Consider the following 20,427-nt stretch of genomic DNA (forward strand, 5'->3'; position numbering starts at 1 on the left):
CAGCAAGGTTCGGGCCAGCTCGACTGCCTTCATCGCGAGATCAGGCTAGGGGAGCCACAACGCTGGCGCTCGAGCTTGTACAGGCGTTGCACATGCTGGAATTCGTAGTCGATCTTGCCCACCAGTTCTGCGAGACCTGACAGCGGTCTTTTGCGAGCGCTGTCTTCAAGCTCGCCGCACAAAAGCGCCAAACGAAGAGCGCCCATGTTGCTGCTGCTGCCCTTGAAACTGTGCGCGACCCTTGCTAACTCACTGGCATCCTGAGCGTTGTGCAAGCGAGCCAGATGCTCTTGGGAATCCGCCAAAAAAGTGTCGAGCAAGTCGGCATACCCGGCTTCCATGACCTCTCGCAACGCACAAAGCACGGTTGAATCCATATGAATATCAGTCACTTGTTCACTCCCTGATCAACAACGAGGCCGATTATGCCAGACCCCTCCATGAAAACTCCACGTACGCGCTGCGGCCACCCACCGTTGCAGCCGATCAGGCAGCGAGTCAAGCGTTGCGGCGTGGGGGCACGATACTTAAAGCCGGCCAGCCAATCCAGCGCACGACACTGCCCGCCGTCGGAATAAAGCCTGACCGGAATACTTAATGGCAATGGCTTACCGAAGCAACTGAGATCATCATCAGCGACATTTCGAACGACAAGGGGCGTGTAGGCGACAGAGTGTACGTCCACCCGCCCAATGATTGCAAATGGCCATCAACCTCTTCTGACACCCACCCGGCTTCGCCAAGCGACTGCCGTTGAAGCGCATTTTTACAGCTGCATGGGCTAACTTGCGGATACCGCAAAAGAGGTCTAAACCTACAGTCGGGGAAGAAAAACCTTACAAGTTTTTTGCCAGAGTTTTTGCCAGCGAGAACACCATGCCTGCTCTGCTAGTCACCGCGCTCACATCCACGCTACACCAACAGACACCCACATTGGGGGTGATCGACCCTCGCGGGCTACTGACACGCACGGTACGCTACTGTCGATCAGCCATCGGCTCAGAGGCCGAGGCCCGTATCGAGCGCTATGCCTACGACAGCGCCCAGCGTAATACCGCGCAGTGGGATGCTCGACTGGGGGCCAAAGCGCAGAGGGGTGAAAGCATCGCTCCCAACCTGCAGATGGTTTATGACCTCGGCTCCAAAGTGTTGGCCAGCGATACGGTTGATGCGGGATGGACAGTAGGGCTCTTCGGTGCAGCCGCTGAAAAACGTCACACATGGGACAGCCGCAACAGCCAGCACACGACCGTTTATGACCAGTGGCTACGGCCTGTTGCACTGTTTGAACAGGCTGAAGACGGCGACATACGCTGCGTTGAGCGCATGACCTATGCCAGCAACGATGACACCGGAGCTAACCGACGCGGCCAACTGATACGCCATGACGATCCGGCCGGGACGCTGATATTTCCCGCGTTCGGCGTGGCTGGCCAAGCCTTGAGTCAGGTACGTCGCTTTGTAAAGTCGCCGGACGATATTGACTGGCCTGAGAACGAAACGGCTCGCGATGAACGGCTTGAAACAGATACCGCCTACACCACCACCCAGACATACGATGCCGTCGGCGGGCAACTGAGCCAAACCGATGCACGCGGCCACACGCAACGCCAGACATGGACAGTGGACGGGCAACTGAAAAGCGTGTGGCTACAAATAAGCGGCCACGACGAACAGCAATTGGTCAGCCAGATTGACTATGACGCCGTCGCCAACCCCGTGCGCGAGGTGTACGCCAACCAAGTGACACACACCCTTGAGTATGGCTCGCGCACTCAACGCCCTCGACGCATCAAAACCCAACGATTAGACGGCACACTGTTGCAAGACAGCATTTACGCCCATGACCCGGTCGGTAATGTGGTGCGCTTCGAAGACAAGCTGGAGCCCGTCAAGCATTTCGCCAACCGCCGCACTGATGGCGTCAGCACCTACAGCTACGACACGCTCGATCAGTTGATAACCGCCACCGGGCGCAGGAGCGCCGGTGACGATAGTGGCCCTCAATTACCGAGGCTGCTGGCGCTGCCTGGCACCGGGGACGACAGCGTCGTGCTGCCCTACACCCACACCTACCGTTATGACGCGGGCGGCAATCTGCTCGAACAGCGCCAAACCGGCTCAGACCCGTACACCCGCACCCTGGCGGTGGCCCCCAACAGCAACCGCAGTATGGTGCACCTTGAGGGGCAACCTGACCCTGACTTCGAGGCAGGGTTTGATGCCAACGGCAACCAACAGTTTCTGGCACCCGGCCAGCCCATGGAATGGGACCTGCGCAACCAGTTAAAACGCGTGGTACAGGTACGGCGCACCGACAGCATTGATGATGACGAACGCTATATCTACGACGCAAACAACAGCCGCGTGCGCAAAGTTGCCACGACATTGGCCAAAAGCGTGATGCACACCGCTGAAGTGCGTTACTTGCCCGGTATTGAGATACGCAGCAACACGGCCACCGATGAAGCACTGGAAGTCATTACGGTATCGGCCGGGCACGCCAGTGTTCGTGTACTGCATTGGACGCGTAATAAGCCTGACGACATTCCCGATAATCAGGTGCGTTATCAGATCGGCGATTACGTGGGCAGTGTCGCGCTGGAACTGGACAACAACGGCCTGGTCATCAGCCGCGAAGGCTATTACCCGTTTGGTGGAACAGCATGGCACGCCGCCCGAAGTGACGTTGAAGCCCGCTATAAAGTGGTTCGATATTCAGGGCAGGAACGGGATGCCACCGGGCTTGTTTATTACGGCTTCCGGTATTACGCACCGTGGCTTAATCGCTGGATCAACCCGGACCCAGCGGGAATTATAGACGGGCTTAACGTTTATCGGATGGTCAGAAACAACCCGGTTACGTTAAAGGATATAGGCGGTTTGGGCCCGTTTGAAGAAAGTTCATATCTGTCACTGGTCCAAAAAAAGCTGAAGAGCGACAGCAAGCTCAGTGCAGCAGAACTCAAAAAAAATCTTATCAAGCACCATCCCAAGGCAGCAGGTGTCGCAACGGATATTGTGAAAGCTGTGATGAGCAACCCTGCAAATCCAAAAGCCGGGCTTGAAGCCATCAGAAATGCCTCAGCCAGTAAACAAGCCACTGAAAAGAAGAAAGAGAAGAGAGTCAAGGAAGAAAGAGCCATTGATATTGTGTCTGACGCGTTGGATTACATATGGGCAAGTGAGACAGGTTTCAGGTACATAAAATTCGGGAAAGTACCTGAGGGCCGCGGCAGCATGGGCGATAAAATCATCGCGGACCTTGTCGGGCGTGATGAGGTTATGTTCCATCGTCAAGATGATTTGAAAAGCAAAGTAAAAGAGCTTGGAGACCTATCACAAAAAGATTTATCAACACTATTTGAAAAGAAAATACAAAACGAAAAAACGAAAATATCTGTCTGGAGAGGAACACCATTTGCAGATGTAGCCGAGTTAGCCGAGTTGGCAAATAATGGCGGGGACTACATCGCCGGAAACTTTCTGGCTGCATCCACCAGCAAAAAAGTTGCAGAATCATTTAGGGGTGATGGCGTAATCCTTGAAATGGAGGGCGAAGCAGCTCATATCACGGGCATATACAAAAACGATAATGAACATGAATATGTATTCTCAATGCAAGCCAAATTCAAAGTCACTGAAATCAGCAAAAATCAATTCAAACTCACTCAAGCCATCAGAAAATGAGCACACCACATAGCGGTTAGTTATGTAGGAGCGGCCGCCCCGTCTTCGACGCCGCGCGGTCGCGCAAAGAGCTGGGGCGCACTTCAATTACCAAGCCTCGCTGCGCTGCAACCGCTGGGACAGTTCGTCCATGAGTTTTTGTTCGCGCTTGTCTTCAAGTTGGCGAGCTTCGTCGGCGTAACGCTGCACCAGCTTGCGCAGCCCTTCAACCCGCGCATAGGCCTGTTGCCAGGTCTCGCGGGCCTTGTCGAGGTTGTTCTGGTGCCACACCAGGCTTTGGCGCTGCTGGCCCACCGCGGTTTCCAGTTGGCTGAGAAAGTATTGATAGTTGCGCAGCCACTGGCCCGTCACGCCCTGGCTGCCGCGGTCGACCCATTGCGACTGGTATTCGCTGCGAAAGTTTTCCAGATCGCCCAGTTTGCTGTTGGCCAGGTTGACCTGGCCCTGAAAATGGCCAAGGCGCTGGGCCGCCGCTTTTTCGGCGCTCTCGGCCATGTCCACGACGGGCGTCAGACGCGCGGCTCTTCCACCACTGGCCATCAGCGATTAACCACCCGCCGCTGGGGCGAAGATCGAGCCCAGATGGCCACTGCTTTCGCCCAGGCTGATGTTATCGTTCAGGCCTTGGCGCAGGTACGCCACCATCGCCGGTTGCAGGGCAATGGCGGTGTCGGTTTCGCGGTCGCCGCCAGGCACGTAGGCCCCCACGCTGATCAAATCCCGCGCCTGCTGGAAGCGCGACCACAGTTGTTTGAACTGCTGGGCTCGGCGCATGTGCTCTTCGGTGACCACCGACGGCATCACCCGGCTGATGGACGCTTCGATATCAATGGCCGGGTAATGGCCCTCTTCAGCCAGCCGCCGCGATAGCACGATATGCCCGTCGAGCACGCCCCGCGCCGAGTCGGCAATCGGGTCCTGTTGGTCATCGCCTTCAGACAGCACGGTGTAGAACGCGGTGATCGAACCGCCACCGGCCTCTGCATTCCCGGCGCGCTCCACCAGTTTGGGCAATTTGGCGAACACCGACGGCGGGTAGCCTTTGGTGGCAGGCGGCTCACCAATGGCCAGGGCAATTTCCCGCTGGGCCTGGGCGAAACGGGTCAGGGAGTCCATCAGCAACAGGACATTTTTGCCCTTGTCTCGAAAGTATTCGGCAATGCGCGTGCAGTACATGGCCGCGCGCAAACGCATCAGCGGTGCGTCATCGGCAGGCGATGCCACCACCACCGAACGCTTGAGGCCTTCAGTGCCGAGGATGTGTTCGATAAACTCCTTCACCTCCCGGCCCCGCTCGCCAATCAGCCCGACCACAATAATGTCGGCCTCGGTGAAGCGGGTCATCATGCCCAGCAGCACACTCTTGCCCACGCCCGTACCGGCAAACAGGCCCAGACGCTGACCCCGGCCCACCGTCAATAAACCGTTGATGCTGCGAATGCCCACATCCAGTGGCACGCTGATGGGGTCGCGCTTAAGCGGGTTGATGGTCGGGCCGTCCATGGGCACCCAGTCTTCGGCTTTCATCGGCCCCTTGCCGTCCAGCGCCCGCCCGGCACCGTCCAGCACACGCCCGAGCATGCTCATGCCCATGGGCAAACGCCCGGTATCGGCCAACGGCACAACCCGCGCACCCGGCGCGATCCCAGCCACGCTGCCCACCGGCATCAGAAAGATTTTGCTGCCGGAAAAGCCCATGACCTCCGCTTCGACTTCCACCGCGTGGAAGCTGTCATCGTTGATCACCAGACAACGGCTGCCCATTGCCGCACGCAGGCCTTCGGCTTCCAGGGTCAGGCCGACCATGCGTAACAGCCGGCCTTCGACCACCGGCTGGGCGGTTAACGACACCGCCGGGGCGTACGTGCCCAGGCGCTTGGCAAAACTGGTGCGCTTAAGGCGCATCGGGCGCGTCCAGGTCGACATCGATATCCGGCGCTAGCGGGTGCACGGCCTGTTCATGCAACTGGTCAAACAATTGGCTCATTGCCCGCTTGATACGGGTTTCAATACTGGCATCGACACGGCTGTGTTCGGTCTCGATACGGCACCCCCCCGGCTGCAAGCTGTCGTCTTCAACAATGCGCCAGCGTTCATCGTGGCGCTCGCGCAAGGCCTTGATCTGATCGAAGTCCTGCGGGTTGATAAACAGGCGGATGTTCTCAGCGCCCATCGGCAGCAGCTTCAAGCCATCGCGCAGCACCTGCGCGATATGGGTCGAGTCGGTGTTGAGTTCGCGCTGGATCACCAGCCGGGTCATGTGCTCGACCAGCCCGACCATGGCTTTTTCCAGCTGGTGGTCTTGCTCGGCCAGCGGTGCCAGCAAGCTGGCCATCAACCGCTCCAGGCTCGCAACCTTGGCGGTCAGGGCCACGTCGGCTTCCTGGCGAACCTTGAGTTGCGTGCTGTGGAAGCCTTCTTTCTCGCCCACCGCAAACCCTTCGTTCCAGGCTTCCTGGCGAATGCTTTCGAGCTCTTCGAGGGTCAGCGGCTGAACGTCTTCCAGCGGCACTTCTTCGCTGTCGACGGGCAGCGCTTCAACGGGTTCCGGCTCGGGCTCAAACACCTCGGGCTGTTCCTGCCAGGGGTCAAAGCTGGGCAGCCCCCACACGTCGAAAGCGCCCACATCCTTGGCGCGGATTACATCACCGGGCGACTCACCGTTGCTCACTTAGATCATCTCTTCGCCGCCCTTCCCGCCGAGAACGATTTCTCCGGCTTCGGCCATACGGCGGGCAATGGTGAGGATTTCCTTTTGTGCCGTTTCCACATCGCTGACACGCACCGGCCCTTTGGCCTCCAGGTCGTCACGCAGCAATTCGGCAGCCCGTTTGGACATGTTCTTGAAGATCTTTTCCTGGACGTTTTCGTCCGAGCCCTTGAGTGCCAGCACCAGCACGTCCGAGGACACTTCGCGCAGCAGCGCTTGAATGCCGCGGTCGTCGACATCGGCCAGGTTGTTGAACACAAACATCAGGTCTTCGATCTGGCCGGACAGGTCGGCGTCGACTTCGCGAATCGAGTCCATCAACTGGCCTTCCATGGAACTGTCGAGGAAGTTCATGATGTCCGCCGCCCGCTTGATCCCGCCCAGCGAGGTGCGTGCCGCGTTGGAATTGCCGGAGAATTGTTTCTCCAGAATCTGGTTCAGCTCCTTGAGCGCCGCCGGTTGCACGGTGTTGAGCGACGACACGCGCAGGATGATATCGAGCCGTGCCTTCTGATCGAAATGGCCCAGCACTTCGCCCGCCTGATCGGGGTCGAGGTAAGCCACCACAATGGCCTGGATTTGCGGGTGTTCGAAACGAATGACATCCGCCACCGCGCGGGGCTCCATCCATTTCAGGCTGTCCAGGCCACTGGTGTTGCCACCCAGTAGGATGCGGTCAATCAGGCCATTGGCCTTGTCTTCGCCCAGTGCCGAGGTGAGCATTTTGCGAATGTAGCTGTCGGAACCCACGCCGAGGCTGGTCTGGTCGCCTACAATTTCGACGAACTCACTCATCACCTGCTCAACCTGTTCGCGATGCACGTTACGCATCTGCGCCATGGCCACGCCCACGCGCTGAACCTCTTTCGGGCCCATGTGCCGCAGCACTTGCGCCGCGTCGGACTCGCCGAGCGACAGCAGCAAAATCGCAGCTTTGTCCACGCGGGTCAGCTTGGCGTTCAGGGCGGCTCGGTTTTCACTCATCGGCGTTAATCCACTCTTTCACAACTTGGGCCACGCGGCCCGGGTCTTCGGCTACCAGACTCTTGATGGCGTTCAATTGAGCGTCATACCCTTCACTCGGGCTCGGCAACAAGATGCTGTGCGGGCCGCTCAAGCTGACGCGGTCGTTGCCCAGTTCGCCATCCAGCCCGGCGATGCCCCCCATTTCAGCATCGCTGCCAATACCCGCCACGCCCTTGTTGCGGCCGTGGCCGGTGATGTTGTTGAGCACCGGGCGCAACACGCCAAACACCAGCACCAAAATAAACACCACGCCCAGCACTTGCTTGAGCACGTCCCAGAACCAGGGCTGGGAATAGAACGGAATGTCGGCAATGACTTCGCTGCGTTCCGACGAAAACGGCACGTTGATCACACTGACGCTGTCGCCACGGCTGGCATCAAAGCCCACGGCGTCCTGCACCAGCCGGGTAAAGCGCGCCAGTTGATCGGTGGTCCAGGGCGCGCGGGTGATTTCACCGTTGGCCGGGTTGACGTTGACCTGATCATCGATCACCACCGCCACCGACAGCCGATTGACCCGGCCTGGCTGCTGCTTGGTGTGGCTGATGGAGCGGTCCAGTTCAAAGTTACGGGTCGACTGCGAACGCTTGTCGGCCGGGTACGGGGCCAGCATCGGCTGGCCGGTGGCCGGGTCCATGATTTGCTGACCGTTGGCATCGAGCAACGGCTGGCCGGGCTGAATCATGCCCGCGCCGCCCGCCGCCTGACCGGCCTGTTGCGGGGCGGTGGCCGGGCTTGGCGGCTGATTGCTCAACGCCCCCGGCACGCCTTGCGGGCCATTACTGGCGGTGCGCTGCTCGCTGGTGGACTGTTCGCTGCGCAACGCCGGCTGGTCGGGGTTGAACTGCTCGGACGTGGACTCGACGGCCGTGAAGTCCACATCGGCCGACACTTCTGCCTTATAGCGGTCATTGCCCAGCACCGGCTGCAGAATGTTATGTACGCGCTGAGTGAGCATGTTTTCCATGCGGCGGCTGTAGTCGAACTGCTTGCCGGCCATCATCATTTCAGAGTTCTGCGCCTGATCCGACAGCAAGTTGCCTTTCTGGTCGACCACCGTGATCTGCGATTTGGTCAGCTCAGGTACGCTGGTGGCCACCAGGTTGATGATCGCCTGCACCTGGCCGGGTTCCAGCGAACGGCCACCGTACAACTCGACCAGCACCGAAGCGCTGGGCTTGCGCTCATCGCGCACAAACACCGAGCTTTTGGGGATGGCCAAATGCACCCGGGCCGCCTTGACGTTATTGAGGCTGGAGATGGTGCGGGCCAACTCACCTTCCAGACCCCGGCGATAGCGCGTGGCCTCCATAAACTGGCTGGTGCCCAGGCCCTGGTCTTTGTCGAGAATTTCAAAGCCGATATTACTGTCGGTCGGTGAAACACCGGCGGCAGCGAGTTTGAGGCGCGCACGGGACACGTCATCGGCCTTGACCAGCAAGGCCCCGGAGTTGGGCTCGACGGTGTAAGCGATGTCCGCGTTGGCCAGGGTGTCCATCACCTGCTTGGCGTCCATCCCGGCCAGGCTGCCGTACAGCGGCCGGTAGTCGGGCTGTTGCGACCACAGCACCACGGCAAAACCGATGGCCACGCTCGCCGCCAGGCCGACCATAAGGCCGACCTGACGCAACATGGTCATGTCCGCCAGGTTGTCGAGAAATGACAGGCCAAACCGCGGCAGTTTACTGCCGGGGGTGCCTGCGTTGGCCGGAACCTTATCCGGGAGTGCATCTGCCATGACTTGATATCGCCCTTAAACCGGCATCTGCATGATGTCTTGGTACGCTTGAACCAGCTTGTTACGCACTTGGGTCAAGGCCTGAAAGGACACACTGGCCTTTTGCGAAGCAATCATCACGTCCGTCAGGTCTGCACCACTTTTGCCAATCTCGAACGCATTGGACAACTGGCTAGACGCCTGCTGCGTCTCGCTGACCTTGTTGATCGCATGGCCGAGCATGTCAGAGAAGCTGGCAGCACCCGCTTCAGGAGCGGCTTGCACAGCGGGTTTCGATTGCGACATGGCGTCCATTTGCATGGCCCGCATATCCAGCATCAATCGATTGAATTCAACACCTTGGCTCATGGATGACTACCTCCGACGACCCGCATTTTTTTGACGCCTACACCGCGATGGATGAGCTATAGCAACAAGGGTGCCAGCTCTTTGTCGTTTTCGCACGATTAACATTACAAAACGTCGCAGGCGACGAACTGCACACTCGCTGTCGGTGCTCGCCAGCTTGCGATCTTTTAAACGGATCAAACGATCGGGAGCCCGCTTGCGCCTACCGTTCACGTTGCGGCGAACAGGTAGGCTTCGACGTCCATACCGGCATCGCGCATTTGCGCCAGTTTGTAGCGCAAGGTGCGCGGGCTGATGCCCAGCCGTTCGGCGGCTTCCTTGCGGCGACCGCGCTCGGCGCGCAGGGTGTCGATGATCATTTGGAATTCGCGGCGGCGCAGGTCGTCACCCAGCGCGCCTGCCGACTCGGCCACCTCAATCGGCCCGGCATTGCTCACCGGCGACAAGGGCGCGCACGCCACTGGCCCGGCCAAGCAAAAATCCGGGGCCTCGATCAACCCGCCCTGCTGCAAAATCAGCGCGCGCTGAATCGCATTGTCCAGCTCACGTACATTGCCCGGCCACGGATAGGCCGTCAGGGTCGCTTTGGCCTGCGGCGAAAAACGCACGGCGGTGTGTTTCATCTTGCTGATGTGCTTGGCCAGCAACCGCTCTGCCAGCGGCAGAATATCGGCCGTGCGTTCGCGCAACGGACGCCAGGCCAGCGGGAACACCGACAATCGGTAGTACAGGTCTTCACGGAAACGCCCCGCCGCCACCTCGCCCGCCAAATCACGGTTGGTGGTGGCCACTACGCGAATATCCAGCACGATCGGCTTGCGCCCGCCCACTCGTTCCACTTCACGCTCTTGCAGCACCCGCAGCAATTTGGCCTGCAAGCCCAAGGGCATTTCCGAAATTTCGTCCAGCAGCAACGTGCCGCCGTCGGCCTGCTCAAACTTGCCCGCTTGCGCCGCAATGGCACCGGTAAACGCGCCCTTCTCATGACCGAACAGGGTGGCTTCGAGCATGTTGTCGGGGATGGCTGCGCAGTTGATCGCCACAAACGGCTGATTGCCTCGGTGCGAGTGCTGGTGAATGTAGCGCGCCAGCACCTCCTTGCCGGTGCCCGACTCGCCGGAGATCAGCACGGTTGAATCACTGCGCGCCACCCGTGCCGCCAGTTCAAGCAATTGCGCACTGGCCGGCTCAACGGCGACCGGGCCTTGGGTCTCGGCCACGCCCAGGCTGCCCAAGGCATGGCGAGCCACCAGGTCGAGCAAGGCCCTGGGCTCGAACGGCTTGACCAGATAATCCGCCGCGCCCTGGCGCATGGCGTCCACTGCCCGCTCCACGGCCCCGTGGGCCGTCATCAACAACACCGGCAATTGCGGCTGCGTGGCGCGCAAGCGGGCGAGCAACTGGTGCCCGTCCATGCCCGGCATATTGACGTCACTGACCACCAGGCTGAAGGCTTGCGTGGTCACCGCCTGCAGCGCTTCTTCGGCCGACGCCACCGCGTGAAAACCATGGCCGGCCAACAACAAGGTGTCCGCCAGCGCTTCGCGCAGGGCCGCATCGTCTTCGACCAACAGCACATTAATACGCATCACCATCAGCAGGCCTCCGTTGCAGCAGGAATCAAGGGCAGGCCGAGCACCACACAGGTGCCGCGCCCCCGCCGCGAATGCAGGTGAATATCGCCCTGATGCGCACGCACCACGGCATTGACCACCGCCAACCCAAGCCCGGTGCCCGTGGCCTTGGTGGTGAAAAATGGTTCGCCCAGGCGTTGCAGCACCTGGGGCTCGATGCCGCTGCCGCTGTCGCTGACGCACAGCCGCAACGTGCTGCCGCGCGCGTACAGGTGCACTTTGAGGCGCACCTGCGGCGTCCCGGCTTGCAAGGCGTTTTCGATCAGGTTGAGGATCGCGCCCACCAGTGTGTCGCGGTTGCACAGCACTTGCCCGGCATACGCGTCACATTGCCAGCGCACGGCAACCCCCTGAACCTGCGTCTGCGCTGCCGCTTGCAGAGCCTGCATCAAGGCCTTGGGGGTCACCCGGTCAGTCAATGGCAGTTCGCCACGAGCAAACACCAGCATGTCGCGCACCTGGTGCTCAAGCTCATGCAGGCGCTCCTTCAAGCGCCCGGCAAAACGCTGCTGGGTTTCCACAGGCAGAGCCTGCTCAGTCAAATGACTGGCGTAAATCAGCGCGGCCGACAACGGTGTGCGGATCTGATGAGCCAGGGAGGCGACCATGCGGCCCAACGATGACAGCCGCTCATGACGGGCGAGCTGATCCTGCAAGCGCCGGGTTTCTGTCAGGTCGTTGAGCAGCACCAACTGGCCAGGCTCGGTGCCCAGAGAGCGGGTGGCAATCGACAACCGCCGCCCGTCCTTAAGGGACACTTCGTGGCCGTCGTCCTCGCGGGGGGCGAAACAGCGCGTGATCACATGGCGCCACAACTCGCCTTCCAGGGGCAGGCCCAACAACTCACAGGCCGCCGGGTTGGCTTCGCGCACGTGGCCACGGTCATCAATCACGATCACGCCGCCGGGCAACAGGTCGAGCAGGTGTTGCAGGCGATTGGCCAGCCGTTCTTTTTCCGCCAGTTCCGCCATGCGTTGCGCACCGACGCGCGCCAGCTCACCGTTTAGCTCGGTGACCCGGGCTTCCAGCAGGCTGTAGGAATCCGACAACTGGCTCGACATTTCATTGAACAGCGAGAACGCCTGCTCCAGCTGCGCTGGCGTAGACGGGGCAGAGACCAGGGAGGATTGAGCAGTGTGAGGCATGGCAGGTTCTCGCTTGGCTGACCGTCATAAAACGGTGCGTTGTGCCAAGGAGTGCAATACCCATGCCTACCTCTGCAAGCGCGCGCTGGGTCGCGACCTTTAACGGCGCAATGCCCGATCAATCCTCGGATTGCTCTTCACCGTCGCGGCGACTCATGCCGTACTTGCGCATTTTTTCAACCAGGGTGGTTCGGCGAATACGCAGGCGTTCGGCCGCGCGGGCAACGATGCCATTGGCATCGTCCAGCGCCTGCTGGATCAACCCTTGCTCCAGCCCGCCCAGGTAGTCCTTGAGGTCCAGCCCTTCGGGCGGCAACTGCGCCGTCGCCATGACTTCTTGCGCGCTGTGGTTGAGGGCCACACGCTCTTCCATGTCACTGCGCAAACTGTTGACCAGTTGCTCGTCTTCGTCGTCCACGTAGCGGAATTTTTTCGGCAACTCCGCCACGCCGATAACGCCATAGGGGTGCATGATCGCCATGCGCTCCACCAGGTTGGCCAGTTCGCGCACGTTACCCGGCCAGGCATGGCGGCACAAAGACATGATCGCGCCCGAATTGAAGCGAATGGACCCGCGCTTTTCGTGTTCCATGCGCGAGATCAATTCGTTCATCAGCAACGGAATGTCTTCAACGCGCTCGCGCAGCGGGGCCATTTCAATCGGGAACACATTGAGGCGGTAATACAAGTCTTCGCGGAACGCGCCGACTTCAATCATGCTCTCAAGGTTTTTGTGGGTGGCGGCAATGATGCGCACGTCCGCGCTTTGGGTCTTGTTGCTGCCCACGCGCTCAAAGGTGCGTTCCTGCAACACCCGCAGCAATTTGACCTGCATGGGCAGTGGCATGTCCCCAATTTCATCAAGGAACAGGGTGCCGCCGTTGGCCAGCTCAAAACGCCCGGCCCGGCTGGTGATCGCGCCGGTGAAGGCACCTTTCTCATGGCCGAACAGTTCGCTTTCAAGCAACTCGGCAGGAATCGCCCCACAGTTGACCGGCACAAACGGGGCATCGCGGCGCTTGGAGTGGTAATGCAGGTTGCGCGCGACCACTTCCTTGCCCGTGCCGGACTCACCGAGGATCAGCACGCTGGCGTCGGTGTCAGCGACTTGCTGCATCATTTGACGTACATGTTGAATGGCTCGGCTGGTACCGACCAGGCTGCGAAACAGGTTGGGTTCGCGGTGGCGCCCCCGCACTCGCGCCTCATCGTACATCTCGCGGTACACCTGAGCACGGTGCAGCGAATCCAGCAATTTGCTGTAGCTGGGGGGCATTTCGAGGGTGGACAGGACACGGCGGCGTTGGTCTTCAGGAAGATCGACCAACGAAATATCACCCAACAGCAGTACCGGCAGGAATTCATCCCACACAGCGAGCGTCTTGAGCAAGCCAGAAACCCCACCCGCAGCACTCACCGTGCCCACAAGCACACAGAGCACTTCATGGCTGGACGACAAAACACTGACGGCCTGTTCCCATTGATCACTAGGACTGGCTAAATTTTCTTCACCGAGAAAATTTAAAATTACCGCCAAATCACGGCGGCGAACGCTATCGTCATCAATCAGCAGAATTTTGGTTTCACGCCACATGCAATAGCAACTTCCCTAGTCAACTCAATGCCCAGGATAATTGGGCACACTCGCCGCCCCCGCCCTGTTGGGCATGTGGGACGACTAAAACAGAATACGCGCTAGTTAAGTCAAAATTATGTTCACAGTCAAATTTATGACGCAAGGTGCGCCAATTAACCACATCTTTCTTAAGCCTTAACCGAAGAGATGGTAAACCTTTGAAGCACTTTTTGCTTGATTGATCTGTGACATTTGCTCGACGACCTGTTGCCGCTCATCGGTCGCCGCTTCCAGCAGCATGCGATACACCACCAACAACCCTTCCAGATTCTCGCGCAACACGGCCTCATTGACCTGCTCTTCATCCAGCACGGTCTCGACACAGGCCCGGCAGGCCGAGTCCAGTTCGCCGATGGCATCCCAGTTGCGTTCCGCCAGGGCATCGATCAGCGCGACACGGGTTTCTTGAATACGTTGCAATTGGCTCATGACACTCTCCTGCGGCCATTACATTGAGTGTGGGGCGATCTCATCCCAGCCGCTTTTCACCGTAATCAGCAGGCGAGCCACTTCATCGATGATTTCCGGGTCGTTCTGCGCATTGGCCAGGGTCAGGCGCACGGTCATGTATTCGTACAGGTCATCGAGTTGCTGCAGTGCAGCTTTGTCGTCGGTCTTGTCGGCATCCAGGCCCTGACGCAGGCCACCGATAATGTCGACGGCCTTGCTGATCAACAGGGCCTTTTGCGCGATATCGCCACGGCTCATCGCGCCTTTGGCCTGTGCCATGCGCTCCAGGCCGCCTTCCATCAGCATTTGAATCAAACGATGGGGGCTGGCTTCAGAAATCTGGGCGTGGGAATTGACCTTCTGGTACTGACGAAGGGCGCGCATCGGGTTCATGTTTCTACCTCATTACAGTGACAGGCAAAAATGGCTGGAGCTTGATCTCTATGTCGACGTTCAGGCCTGAAACTTTAGCGCCGGGCCCGGCTGAAATCAGTCGGATTTACGGTTATTCAGCGAGTTGAGCGTGGTCATGATGCTGGAGCTGCTGGCGTTGATCTTCGCGATCATGCCGTCCATCGCCGTGTACTTGGCGGTGAGGGTGGTTTTGAGGGCTTCCATGCGCCGGTCCAGGTCCGACACTTGGGTCGTCAGGTCCGTCAGCTTGTCATTCAGGTCCGTGGCGCGAGCCGCCAACAGCCCCGTGGTGCCCACATACGCCTCGGTGGCCTTGTTCATGCGCGCCACCAGGCCGGTGGTGCCCGTGAACACCTTGGCAATTTCGGCCGGGCCGTTCTTGGTCGCCACCGCGGCGTTCCACTTGCTGTCATCCAATGTCAGCAGGCCGGTTTTTACGTCGGTGCTGATGCCCATTTGTGACAGATTTCCGACACTGGACTCGCTGCTGTTTTGCAGCAGCTCATTGCGAATGCCGCTGACCAATTGGCGCATCGACGCATCGCCGGTCAAGGCACCGGACGTGGTGGTCGCCGCATCGCCCGTGGCGCTCACTTTGGTCTGGCCGTTGATGCTGGTCATCAGCGCGTTGTAGGCCGAGACAAACGACTGCACCGAGGTTTTCAGCGTGTCGGTGTTAGACACCACGTTAATGGTGGACGGTTTGGTATCGATCAGCTCCAGGGTCACGCCACTGATGGCCGAGGTGACTTTGTTGCTCGACGACTCCATGGCAATGCCGTCGATGCTGTACACCGCATTCACGGGTGGCTTGCCCGCGTCATAGCCGGTCGACAGCTCGGAGTTGCCGCCGATGGTGATGTCGGTGCCTTTGCCCGTGGTCTGCGAACTGATCACCAGCCGCGCGCCATTGGCGTCGCTCAATACGTTGGCGCTGATGCCTTTGGATTGCAGTTGCGTGTTGATGGCGTCACGGGTCTGTTGCAGGGTAGCCCCTGCCGGAATCACCACATCGTAATCACTGTCGGACTGCGAAATGGTCAAGGTGGTGCTTTCAGTGCCCGCATTGACCACGGCTGAACCGCCGCCCTCGAACACCTTGCTGGTGACTTTGGACGCGGTGGCCAGGGTGGTGACATCCAGCGCGTACTTGCCGGCCGAGGCCTTGTCGTCAATGGTCACTTTGGAAATTTTTTCATCGGACGACGTCGCCACCAGTCCGTTGAAATTGGCTACACCACTGAGCTTGCCAATGGCGGTACGAAAGGTTTCAAGCGAGGCCTTCACCGTGCCCACCGCCGACAATTGCGTGGTGGTGCTGGTTTGCAGCTTGGTGATCTGGCTGAATTTGGGGGCTCGCTCGGCATCCACCAAGGCTTTTACGATGCCGATGGTGTCAAAACCCGAGCCGATACCCGTAATGGTTGAACTGGCCATCTGAATTCTCCTGTTCCGGTGGCTGGCGCTTTATTGGCGAGCAGAGCCGAGGCTGCACAGTGCATCACGATTCATGCCACCTTGCACCGCTGCCTACCGAAAAAACAAAAGGGCGCGTTAAGGCGCCCTTTTGTACTCAACCGAACGCGACGATTACTGAAGCAGCTTCATCACAGCGGACGGCAGTTGGTTGGCCTGAGACAGGATCGCGGTGGACGCCTGCTGCATGGTTTGCTGCTTGGTCAACTCAGCGGCTTCGGAAGCGAAGTCGGTGTCCTGAACACGACCCAGTGCGGCGCTCGAGTTCTCGGAGATGCTTTGCAGGTTAGCCACGGTGCTGGTGAAACGGTTTTGCACCGCACCCAGCGCCGAACGTTGAGTGTCGATCTGCTGAATCGCCTCAGCCAGTGCCTGGACGGTGCGCTGAGCGTCAGCAGCGGTCAAAACGCTCAAGTCAGACACGGTGGTTTCGACGGTAGTGGCAGTGGTTTTGCCTGTGCCCTTATCCGCAGCGGCTGCGTCTTTCAGACCCAGTGCTTCAAGGCCCGTACCGGCTGCGCCATCCTTGACCGTGATGTCTTTGTTGGAGAACAGCTTCAGGGTGCCGTCAGCGTTCTTGCTGGCGATCACGCCGGTGCTGGCGCTGTTGATCGAGGAAACGATCGAATCCGCGGTATCACCCTTCTTGAACTTGACTTCAACACCGTTCAGTTCAATCGAGGTATCGGCTGTGAGTTTGGCCTGAGAAGTACCGGCCGACAGACCCAACTGAGCCAGCGAGCCGCCCTGACCGTTGGCCAGCTTAACGTCCTGCCCATCAGTCGATTTAAGCTCGATACGCCCTTCAGCATTCAGGGTTGCAGATGCAATGCCTTCAACGTCTTTGAGTGTCTTCAAAACATCATTAATCGTGTCACCGGCGTCCCACTTCACTTCTTGGCCATTGACGGTGATAGAACCTTCCTTCTCCATCGCAGTAGTGCCTACTTTAGTAGGACCTTGACCTTCAACAGCTGGAATTTCAGCAAGGCCTGCTTTGGCTGCATCAGCACCGCCAACAACGACAGCCCCTGTAGTGGAAGTCAGCGTCATAACGCCTTTGCCTGCGTCAAACACCGCAGTCACACTTGTGTCAGCAGTCATAATGGCCGCAGCAAGATCGGCACCACTCATGCCAGCGGTAACGCCCACCTTTTTATTGTTAATGGTGATGTCGTCTGTAGCCGCTAACTTCGAGGTACCGCCAGTCGCCAGGCTAGGGACCGCGAGGCCTACGGTTTTGGTCGTGGTGCTGGCGGGAGTACCACCAGTAGTCGTCGGAGTGGCTGGATTATTTTGTGCAGTAAGGCCTACTTTACCGACAGCAGTACCACCCACTTCAAAAGCGGTATCCGAGGTGAGCGTCAACGCCCCAGTAGTGCCATCGATAGTTGCTTTCAGTTTGCCAGTGACATCAGCGGCTTCAATTGCGTCAGTAAGTTCAGCCCCGGTCATGGTAGCCGTGAGCGTTACGTCGTTGCCATCAATCGTCAGTGTGTCGGCGGGGAGCGTGAACGCCACCGAGTTTGTAGCCGTTTCCAGACCCGCCACCGCTGTCCCGACAGCCGTCGCCGTCGTAGTCGTGGTTCCAGGAACGGCAGGGACGGTGGTCGTCGTAGTCGTAGGACCAAACGAGGCACTTTTCAGCACGGAACCCGTTGTGCTGGCCGACAGGTTTTTCATGGCCGCACCGGCGACAGAGGCTTCACTGAAAGTGCCTTTCAGGCCCGTAGCGCTCACATCGCTCATGCCAAACGAAATGGTCTGGTTGGCGTCAGCACCGACCTGGAAGGACTGGTTCTGGAACGAGCCGTCCAGCAGGTTACGACCACCGAAGGTGGTGGTTTGGGCGATACGGGTCAGTTCACCGGTTTTCGCCGTGAATTCTTGTTGCAGGGCCGAACGGTCAGCAGCGCTTTTGTCACCGTTGGAGGCTTGCAGGGCCAGTTCACGCAAACGTTGCAGAATGTTGGTCGACTCTTGCATCGCGCCTTCAGCGGTCTGCGCAATCGAGGTGCCGTTGTTGGCGTTGGCAATCGCTACGGTCATGCCTTTGGTCTGCGAAGTCAGACGGTTAGCCATCTGCAGGCCGGCGGCGTCGTCTTTGGCGCTGTTGATTTTCAGGCCCGAAGACAAACGGTTCATCGAGGTGCTCAGCGCATCGCCGGCTTTGTTCAGGTTCTTCTGAACGGTCTGGGACGTGACGTTAGTGTTTACTGATAAAGCCATGACGAAATCCTCATTGGATGAATACTGCGGCTTCCGGCCCTGGCAACCGCCGGGTGTGGCCTAGAGAACCTTCGTATTAGTTATCGTCGTGAACGCGGGTTGCTTGAGGGCTTTTTTGATTTTTTTTACTGGCCGCAGGCCACCCCTTGTATTTCAGGGGCTTAGCCCCTTTTTTGTCGGCGTGGGCAGAATGCAAAACGCCCGTGGTGTTTGGCCACGGGCGTTGGGGGTGTCGCGTGAAGCTTACGGGCGATAGATGATGGCCGAACCCCAGGACAACCCTACGCCAAAGCCGCTGAGGGCAACGCGCTTCCAGGTGGTGTTCATCGCATGGTGTTCCAGCAGCAACGGAATGCTCGACGACACGGTGTTACCGGTCTCGACCATGTCTTTGATGAATTTCTCGGGCTCGCTTTCCTCGAACCGGCGCGCTACGGCGTCAACAATCGCGGCGCTGCCCTGGTGGATGCAGAAGGCGTCGATATCAGCCGCGACCAGGTCCGATTCGTCCAGCAGTTCACGCAGATGCGCCGGTACTTTGAGCAGCGCGAAGTTGAACACCTGGCGGCCGTTCATAAAGAACACGCCGTCGCTGACTTTCAGGTGCGGGGCACCGGAGCCGTCGGTGCCGAACTTGGCCTTGCCCAACTGCCAGGTGGCGTCTTCACCCATCCAGGTAGCGGTGGCGGCGTCGCCAAACAGCATGGTGGTGTTGCGGTCTTCAGGGTCGACGATTTTCGAGTACGGGTCAGCGGTCACCAGCAGGCCGTTCTTCAGGCCCGCCGCTTCCATAAAGCCTTTCATGGCGTAAAGGCCATACACGTAGCCCGAGCAGCCCAGGGAAATATCAAACGCGGCCACGTGGGTCGGCAGGCCGAGTTTGTCTTGCACGATGGCGGCCGTGTGCGGCAGGCCTTCGGCGTCACCGTTTTGGGTGACCACAATCAGCGCATCGATGGATTCGCGCTTGAGCTGCGGGTTGTTGGCGAACAAGGCGTTGACAGCCTCGACACACAGGTCGGAGGTTTCCTGGTCATCGTCCTTGCGCGGCAAGAAGGCGGAGCCGATCTTGCCGATGATAAATTCTTCGTCTTTGGAGAATTTCGCGCCTTGTGCGTAGTTGTCCAGCCCCTTTGCTGGCACGTAACTGGCGATGCTTTTAATGCCAATCATTGTGGCTTCCCAATACTGAATAGCTGGAGATCACCCGCTCGCACAATCGAGGGGCGATGACAATAAAGAGGGCGTGTGTGAGCGCCTGACTACAAAAAAAAGGCCTGAAAAAGACCCGGCACTCGCCCGAACGTTCGACACGATACAGTGAAGATGCCCTTAATGACTCATAGGTCACGCTATTTTGTGCTGTTTTTAACAAAAGATTTCAGGAAGGACAGTGATCTGAGCAGAGATACCGTTACCGGTCGAGCGCGAGCGAAACCCCTTCGGGCCTTACCCAGCCAGCGGCAGCGCCCCCCAGAAAACCCGTAGTCGTTGACGAGCCTTGCGAGGCTACGTCCGGCACCGAAGGCGTCGTAAAACCAGGCCGCGCGGTGTACCTCATAGATCCGGGACTCAGGTTTCACGATCGCTACGCAATCGGACGTAGCCTCGCCCAGCTCGGCAACTGCTACGGAACACACCGCACACGCCGCACACGCTGTTGATCTTGACCTTGATCTACAAGCCCCTTTTCGACAGGCCGAGAGCAGGTTCTGCGTAGAGGGTTGACCGGCATGGATGCCGGGAAAGCCGTGTCGGGCCAAGGATGGCCCGTCTCGGCGTGCCCTCGGAGCGGGACCGGAGCGAGGGAACCTGAGCGCAGCGAAGGCCGAACGTCGGGGCAAGGCCTTTTTGGTTCCTTTTGTGGCTGTTTGACAAAAGGGACTCGCTGTAAAAGCGAAACCGATGCACCGGTTAAACCCCGAAAACGG

General features: G+C 59.1%; 16 protein-coding genes. 1 reads left to right on the forward strand and 15 read right to left on the reverse strand.

Annotated elements, in window-relative coordinates; all coding sequences use genetic code 11:
• Nucleotides 1–29 precede the first annotated feature (29 nt).
• A complete protein-coding gene (locus Q1W15_RS08005) occupies nucleotides 30–392 on the reverse strand; it encodes an Hpt domain-containing protein (protein ID WP_300725996.1) in 363 nt (120 codons plus the stop codon).
• Nucleotides 393–753: 361 nt separating this feature from the next.
• On the opposite strand from Q1W15_RS08005, the gene Q1W15_RS08010 reads away from it, so the two are divergent.
• A complete protein-coding gene (locus tag Q1W15_RS08010) occupies nucleotides 754–3,690 on the forward strand; it encodes an RHS repeat domain-containing protein (protein ID WP_300725999.1) in 2,937 nt (978 codons plus the stop codon).
• 87 nt (nucleotides 3,691–3,777) lie between these two features.
• On the opposite strand, the gene fliJ is transcribed toward Q1W15_RS08010, so the two are convergent.
• The 14 genes from fliJ to Q1W15_RS08080 form a co-directional block, all read right to left on the reverse strand.
• A complete protein-coding gene (gene fliJ, locus Q1W15_RS08015) occupies nucleotides 3,778–4,230 on the reverse strand; it encodes a flagellar export protein FliJ (protein WP_300726002.1) in 453 nt (150 codons plus the stop codon).
• A gap of 6 nt (nucleotides 4,231–4,236) precedes the next feature.
• Nucleotides 4,237–5,595: a flagellar protein export ATPase FliI gene (fliI, locus tag Q1W15_RS08020; RefSeq protein WP_300726049.1), complete on the reverse strand. Its 1,359-nt coding sequence runs from the start codon at nucleotides 5,593–5,595 to the stop codon at nucleotides 4,237–4,239.
• Nucleotides 5,585–6,361, reverse strand: coding sequence for a flagellar assembly protein FliH (fliH, locus tag Q1W15_RS08025; RefSeq protein WP_300726005.1), 777 nt, complete (start codon nucleotides 6,359–6,361; stop codon nucleotides 5,585–5,587). Before fliH ends, fliI begins: the two co-directional genes overlap by 11 nt.
• Complete coding sequence (gene fliG / locus Q1W15_RS08030; RefSeq protein WP_300726008.1) at nucleotides 6,362–7,384, reverse strand: flagellar motor switch protein FliG; 1,023 nt, start codon at nucleotides 7,382–7,384, stop codon at nucleotides 6,362–6,364.
• Nucleotides 7,377–9,164: a flagellar basal-body MS-ring/collar protein FliF gene (gene fliF / locus Q1W15_RS08035; protein ID WP_300726010.1), complete on the reverse strand. Its 1,788-nt coding sequence runs from the start codon at nucleotides 9,162–9,164 to the stop codon at nucleotides 7,377–7,379. Before fliF ends, fliG begins: the two co-directional genes overlap by 8 nt.
• A 15-nt stretch (nucleotides 9,165–9,179) precedes the next feature.
• The gene (fliE, locus tag Q1W15_RS08040; protein ID WP_300726013.1) at nucleotides 9,180–9,512 is read right to left on the reverse strand and encodes a flagellar hook-basal body complex protein FliE; all 333 of its coding nucleotides are present in this window, start codon (nucleotides 9,510–9,512) and stop codon (nucleotides 9,180–9,182) included.
• 209 nt (nucleotides 9,513–9,721) lie between these two features.
• The gene (locus Q1W15_RS08045; protein WP_300726051.1) at nucleotides 9,722–11,101 is read right to left on the reverse strand and encodes a sigma-54 dependent transcriptional regulator; all 1,380 of its coding nucleotides are present in this window, start codon (nucleotides 11,099–11,101) and stop codon (nucleotides 9,722–9,724) included.
• Nucleotides 11,102–11,106: 5 nt separating this feature from the next.
• A complete protein-coding gene (locus Q1W15_RS08050) occupies nucleotides 11,107–12,291 on the reverse strand; it encodes an ATP-binding protein (RefSeq protein ID WP_300726016.1) in 1,185 nt (394 codons plus the stop codon).
• Nucleotides 12,292–12,409: 118 nt separating this feature from the next.
• A complete protein-coding gene (locus Q1W15_RS08055; RefSeq protein ID WP_300726019.1) occupies nucleotides 12,410–13,885 on the reverse strand; it encodes a sigma-54 dependent transcriptional regulator in 1,476 nt (491 codons plus the stop codon).
• Nucleotides 13,886–14,062: 177 nt separating this feature from the next.
• Complete coding sequence (locus Q1W15_RS08060) at nucleotides 14,063–14,356, reverse strand: flagellar protein FliT (protein ID WP_300726022.1); 294 nt, start codon at nucleotides 14,354–14,356, stop codon at nucleotides 14,063–14,065.
• An 18-nt stretch (nucleotides 14,357–14,374) separates the two neighbouring features.
• Nucleotides 14,375–14,770: a flagellar export chaperone FliS gene (gene fliS, locus Q1W15_RS08065; protein ID WP_300726025.1), complete on the reverse strand. Its 396-nt coding sequence runs from the start codon at nucleotides 14,768–14,770 to the stop codon at nucleotides 14,375–14,377.
• Nucleotides 14,771–14,866: 96 nt separating this feature from the next.
• Nucleotides 14,867–16,228 (reverse strand): flagellar filament capping protein FliD, encoded by a 1,362-nt coding sequence (fliD, locus tag Q1W15_RS08070; protein ID WP_300726028.1) that lies wholly within the window; start codon nucleotides 16,226–16,228, stop codon nucleotides 14,867–14,869.
• Nucleotides 16,229–16,381: 153 nt separating this feature from the next.
• Nucleotides 16,382–18,496, reverse strand: coding sequence for a flagellin (locus Q1W15_RS08075; protein WP_300726031.1), 2,115 nt, complete (start codon nucleotides 18,494–18,496; stop codon nucleotides 16,382–16,384).
• A 243-nt stretch (nucleotides 18,497–18,739) separates the two neighbouring features.
• A complete protein-coding gene (locus Q1W15_RS08080; RefSeq protein ID WP_300726034.1) occupies nucleotides 18,740–19,669 on the reverse strand; it encodes a ketoacyl-ACP synthase III in 930 nt (309 codons plus the stop codon).
• Between the last annotated feature and the right edge of the window lie 758 nt (nucleotides 19,670–20,427).

Origin of the sequence: Pseudomonas sp., from assembly GCF_030150285.1 — a bacterium.
GTDB lineage: Bacteria > Pseudomonadota > Gammaproteobacteria > Pseudomonadales > Pseudomonadaceae > Aquipseudomonas.

Bases quoted from the DNA above. Each gene is read 5' to 3' on its own strand.
- fliJ (WP_300726002.1), bottom strand. From the start codon at position 4,230: ATGGCCAGTGGTGGAAGAGCCGCGCGTCTGACGCCCGTCGTGGACATG.
- fliI (WP_300726049.1), bottom strand. From the start codon at position 5,595: ATGCGCCTTAAGCGCACCAGTTTTGCCAAGCGCCTGGGCACGTACGCC.
- fliG (WP_300726008.1), bottom strand. From the start codon at position 7,384: ATGAGTGAAAACCGAGCCGCCCTGAACGCCAAGCTGACCCGCGTGGAC.
- fliF (WP_300726010.1), bottom strand. From the start codon at position 9,164: ATGGCAGATGCACTCCCGGATAAGGTTCCGGCCAACGCAGGCACCCCC.
- fliE (WP_300726013.1), bottom strand. From the start codon at position 9,512: ATGAGCCAAGGTGTTGAATTCAATCGATTGATGCTGGATATGCGGGCC.
- Q1W15_RS08045 (WP_300726051.1), bottom strand. From the start codon at position 11,101: ATGCGTATTAATGTGCTGTTGGTCGAAGACGATGCGGCCCTGCGCGAA.
- Q1W15_RS08050 (WP_300726016.1), bottom strand. From the start codon at position 12,291: ATGCCTCACACTGCTCAATCCTCCCTGGTCTCTGCCCCGTCTACGCCA.
- Q1W15_RS08055 (WP_300726019.1), bottom strand. From the start codon at position 13,885: ATGTGGCGTGAAACCAAAATTCTGCTGATTGATGACGATAGCGTTCGC.
- Q1W15_RS08060 (WP_300726022.1), bottom strand. From the start codon at position 14,356: ATGAGCCAATTGCAACGTATTCAAGAAACCCGTGTCGCGCTGATCGAT.
- fliS (WP_300726025.1), bottom strand. From the start codon at position 14,770: ATGAACCCGATGCGCGCCCTTCGTCAGTACCAGAAGGTCAATTCCCAC.
- fliD (WP_300726028.1), bottom strand. From the start codon at position 16,228: ATGGCCAGTTCAACCATTACGGGTATCGGCTCGGGTTTTGACACCATC.
- Q1W15_RS08075 (WP_300726031.1), bottom strand. From the start codon at position 18,496: ATGGCTTTATCAGTAAACACTAACGTCACGTCCCAGACCGTTCAGAAG.
- Q1W15_RS08080 (WP_300726034.1), bottom strand. From the start codon at position 19,669: ATGATTGGCATTAAAAGCATCGCCAGTTACGTGCCAGCAAAGGGGCTG.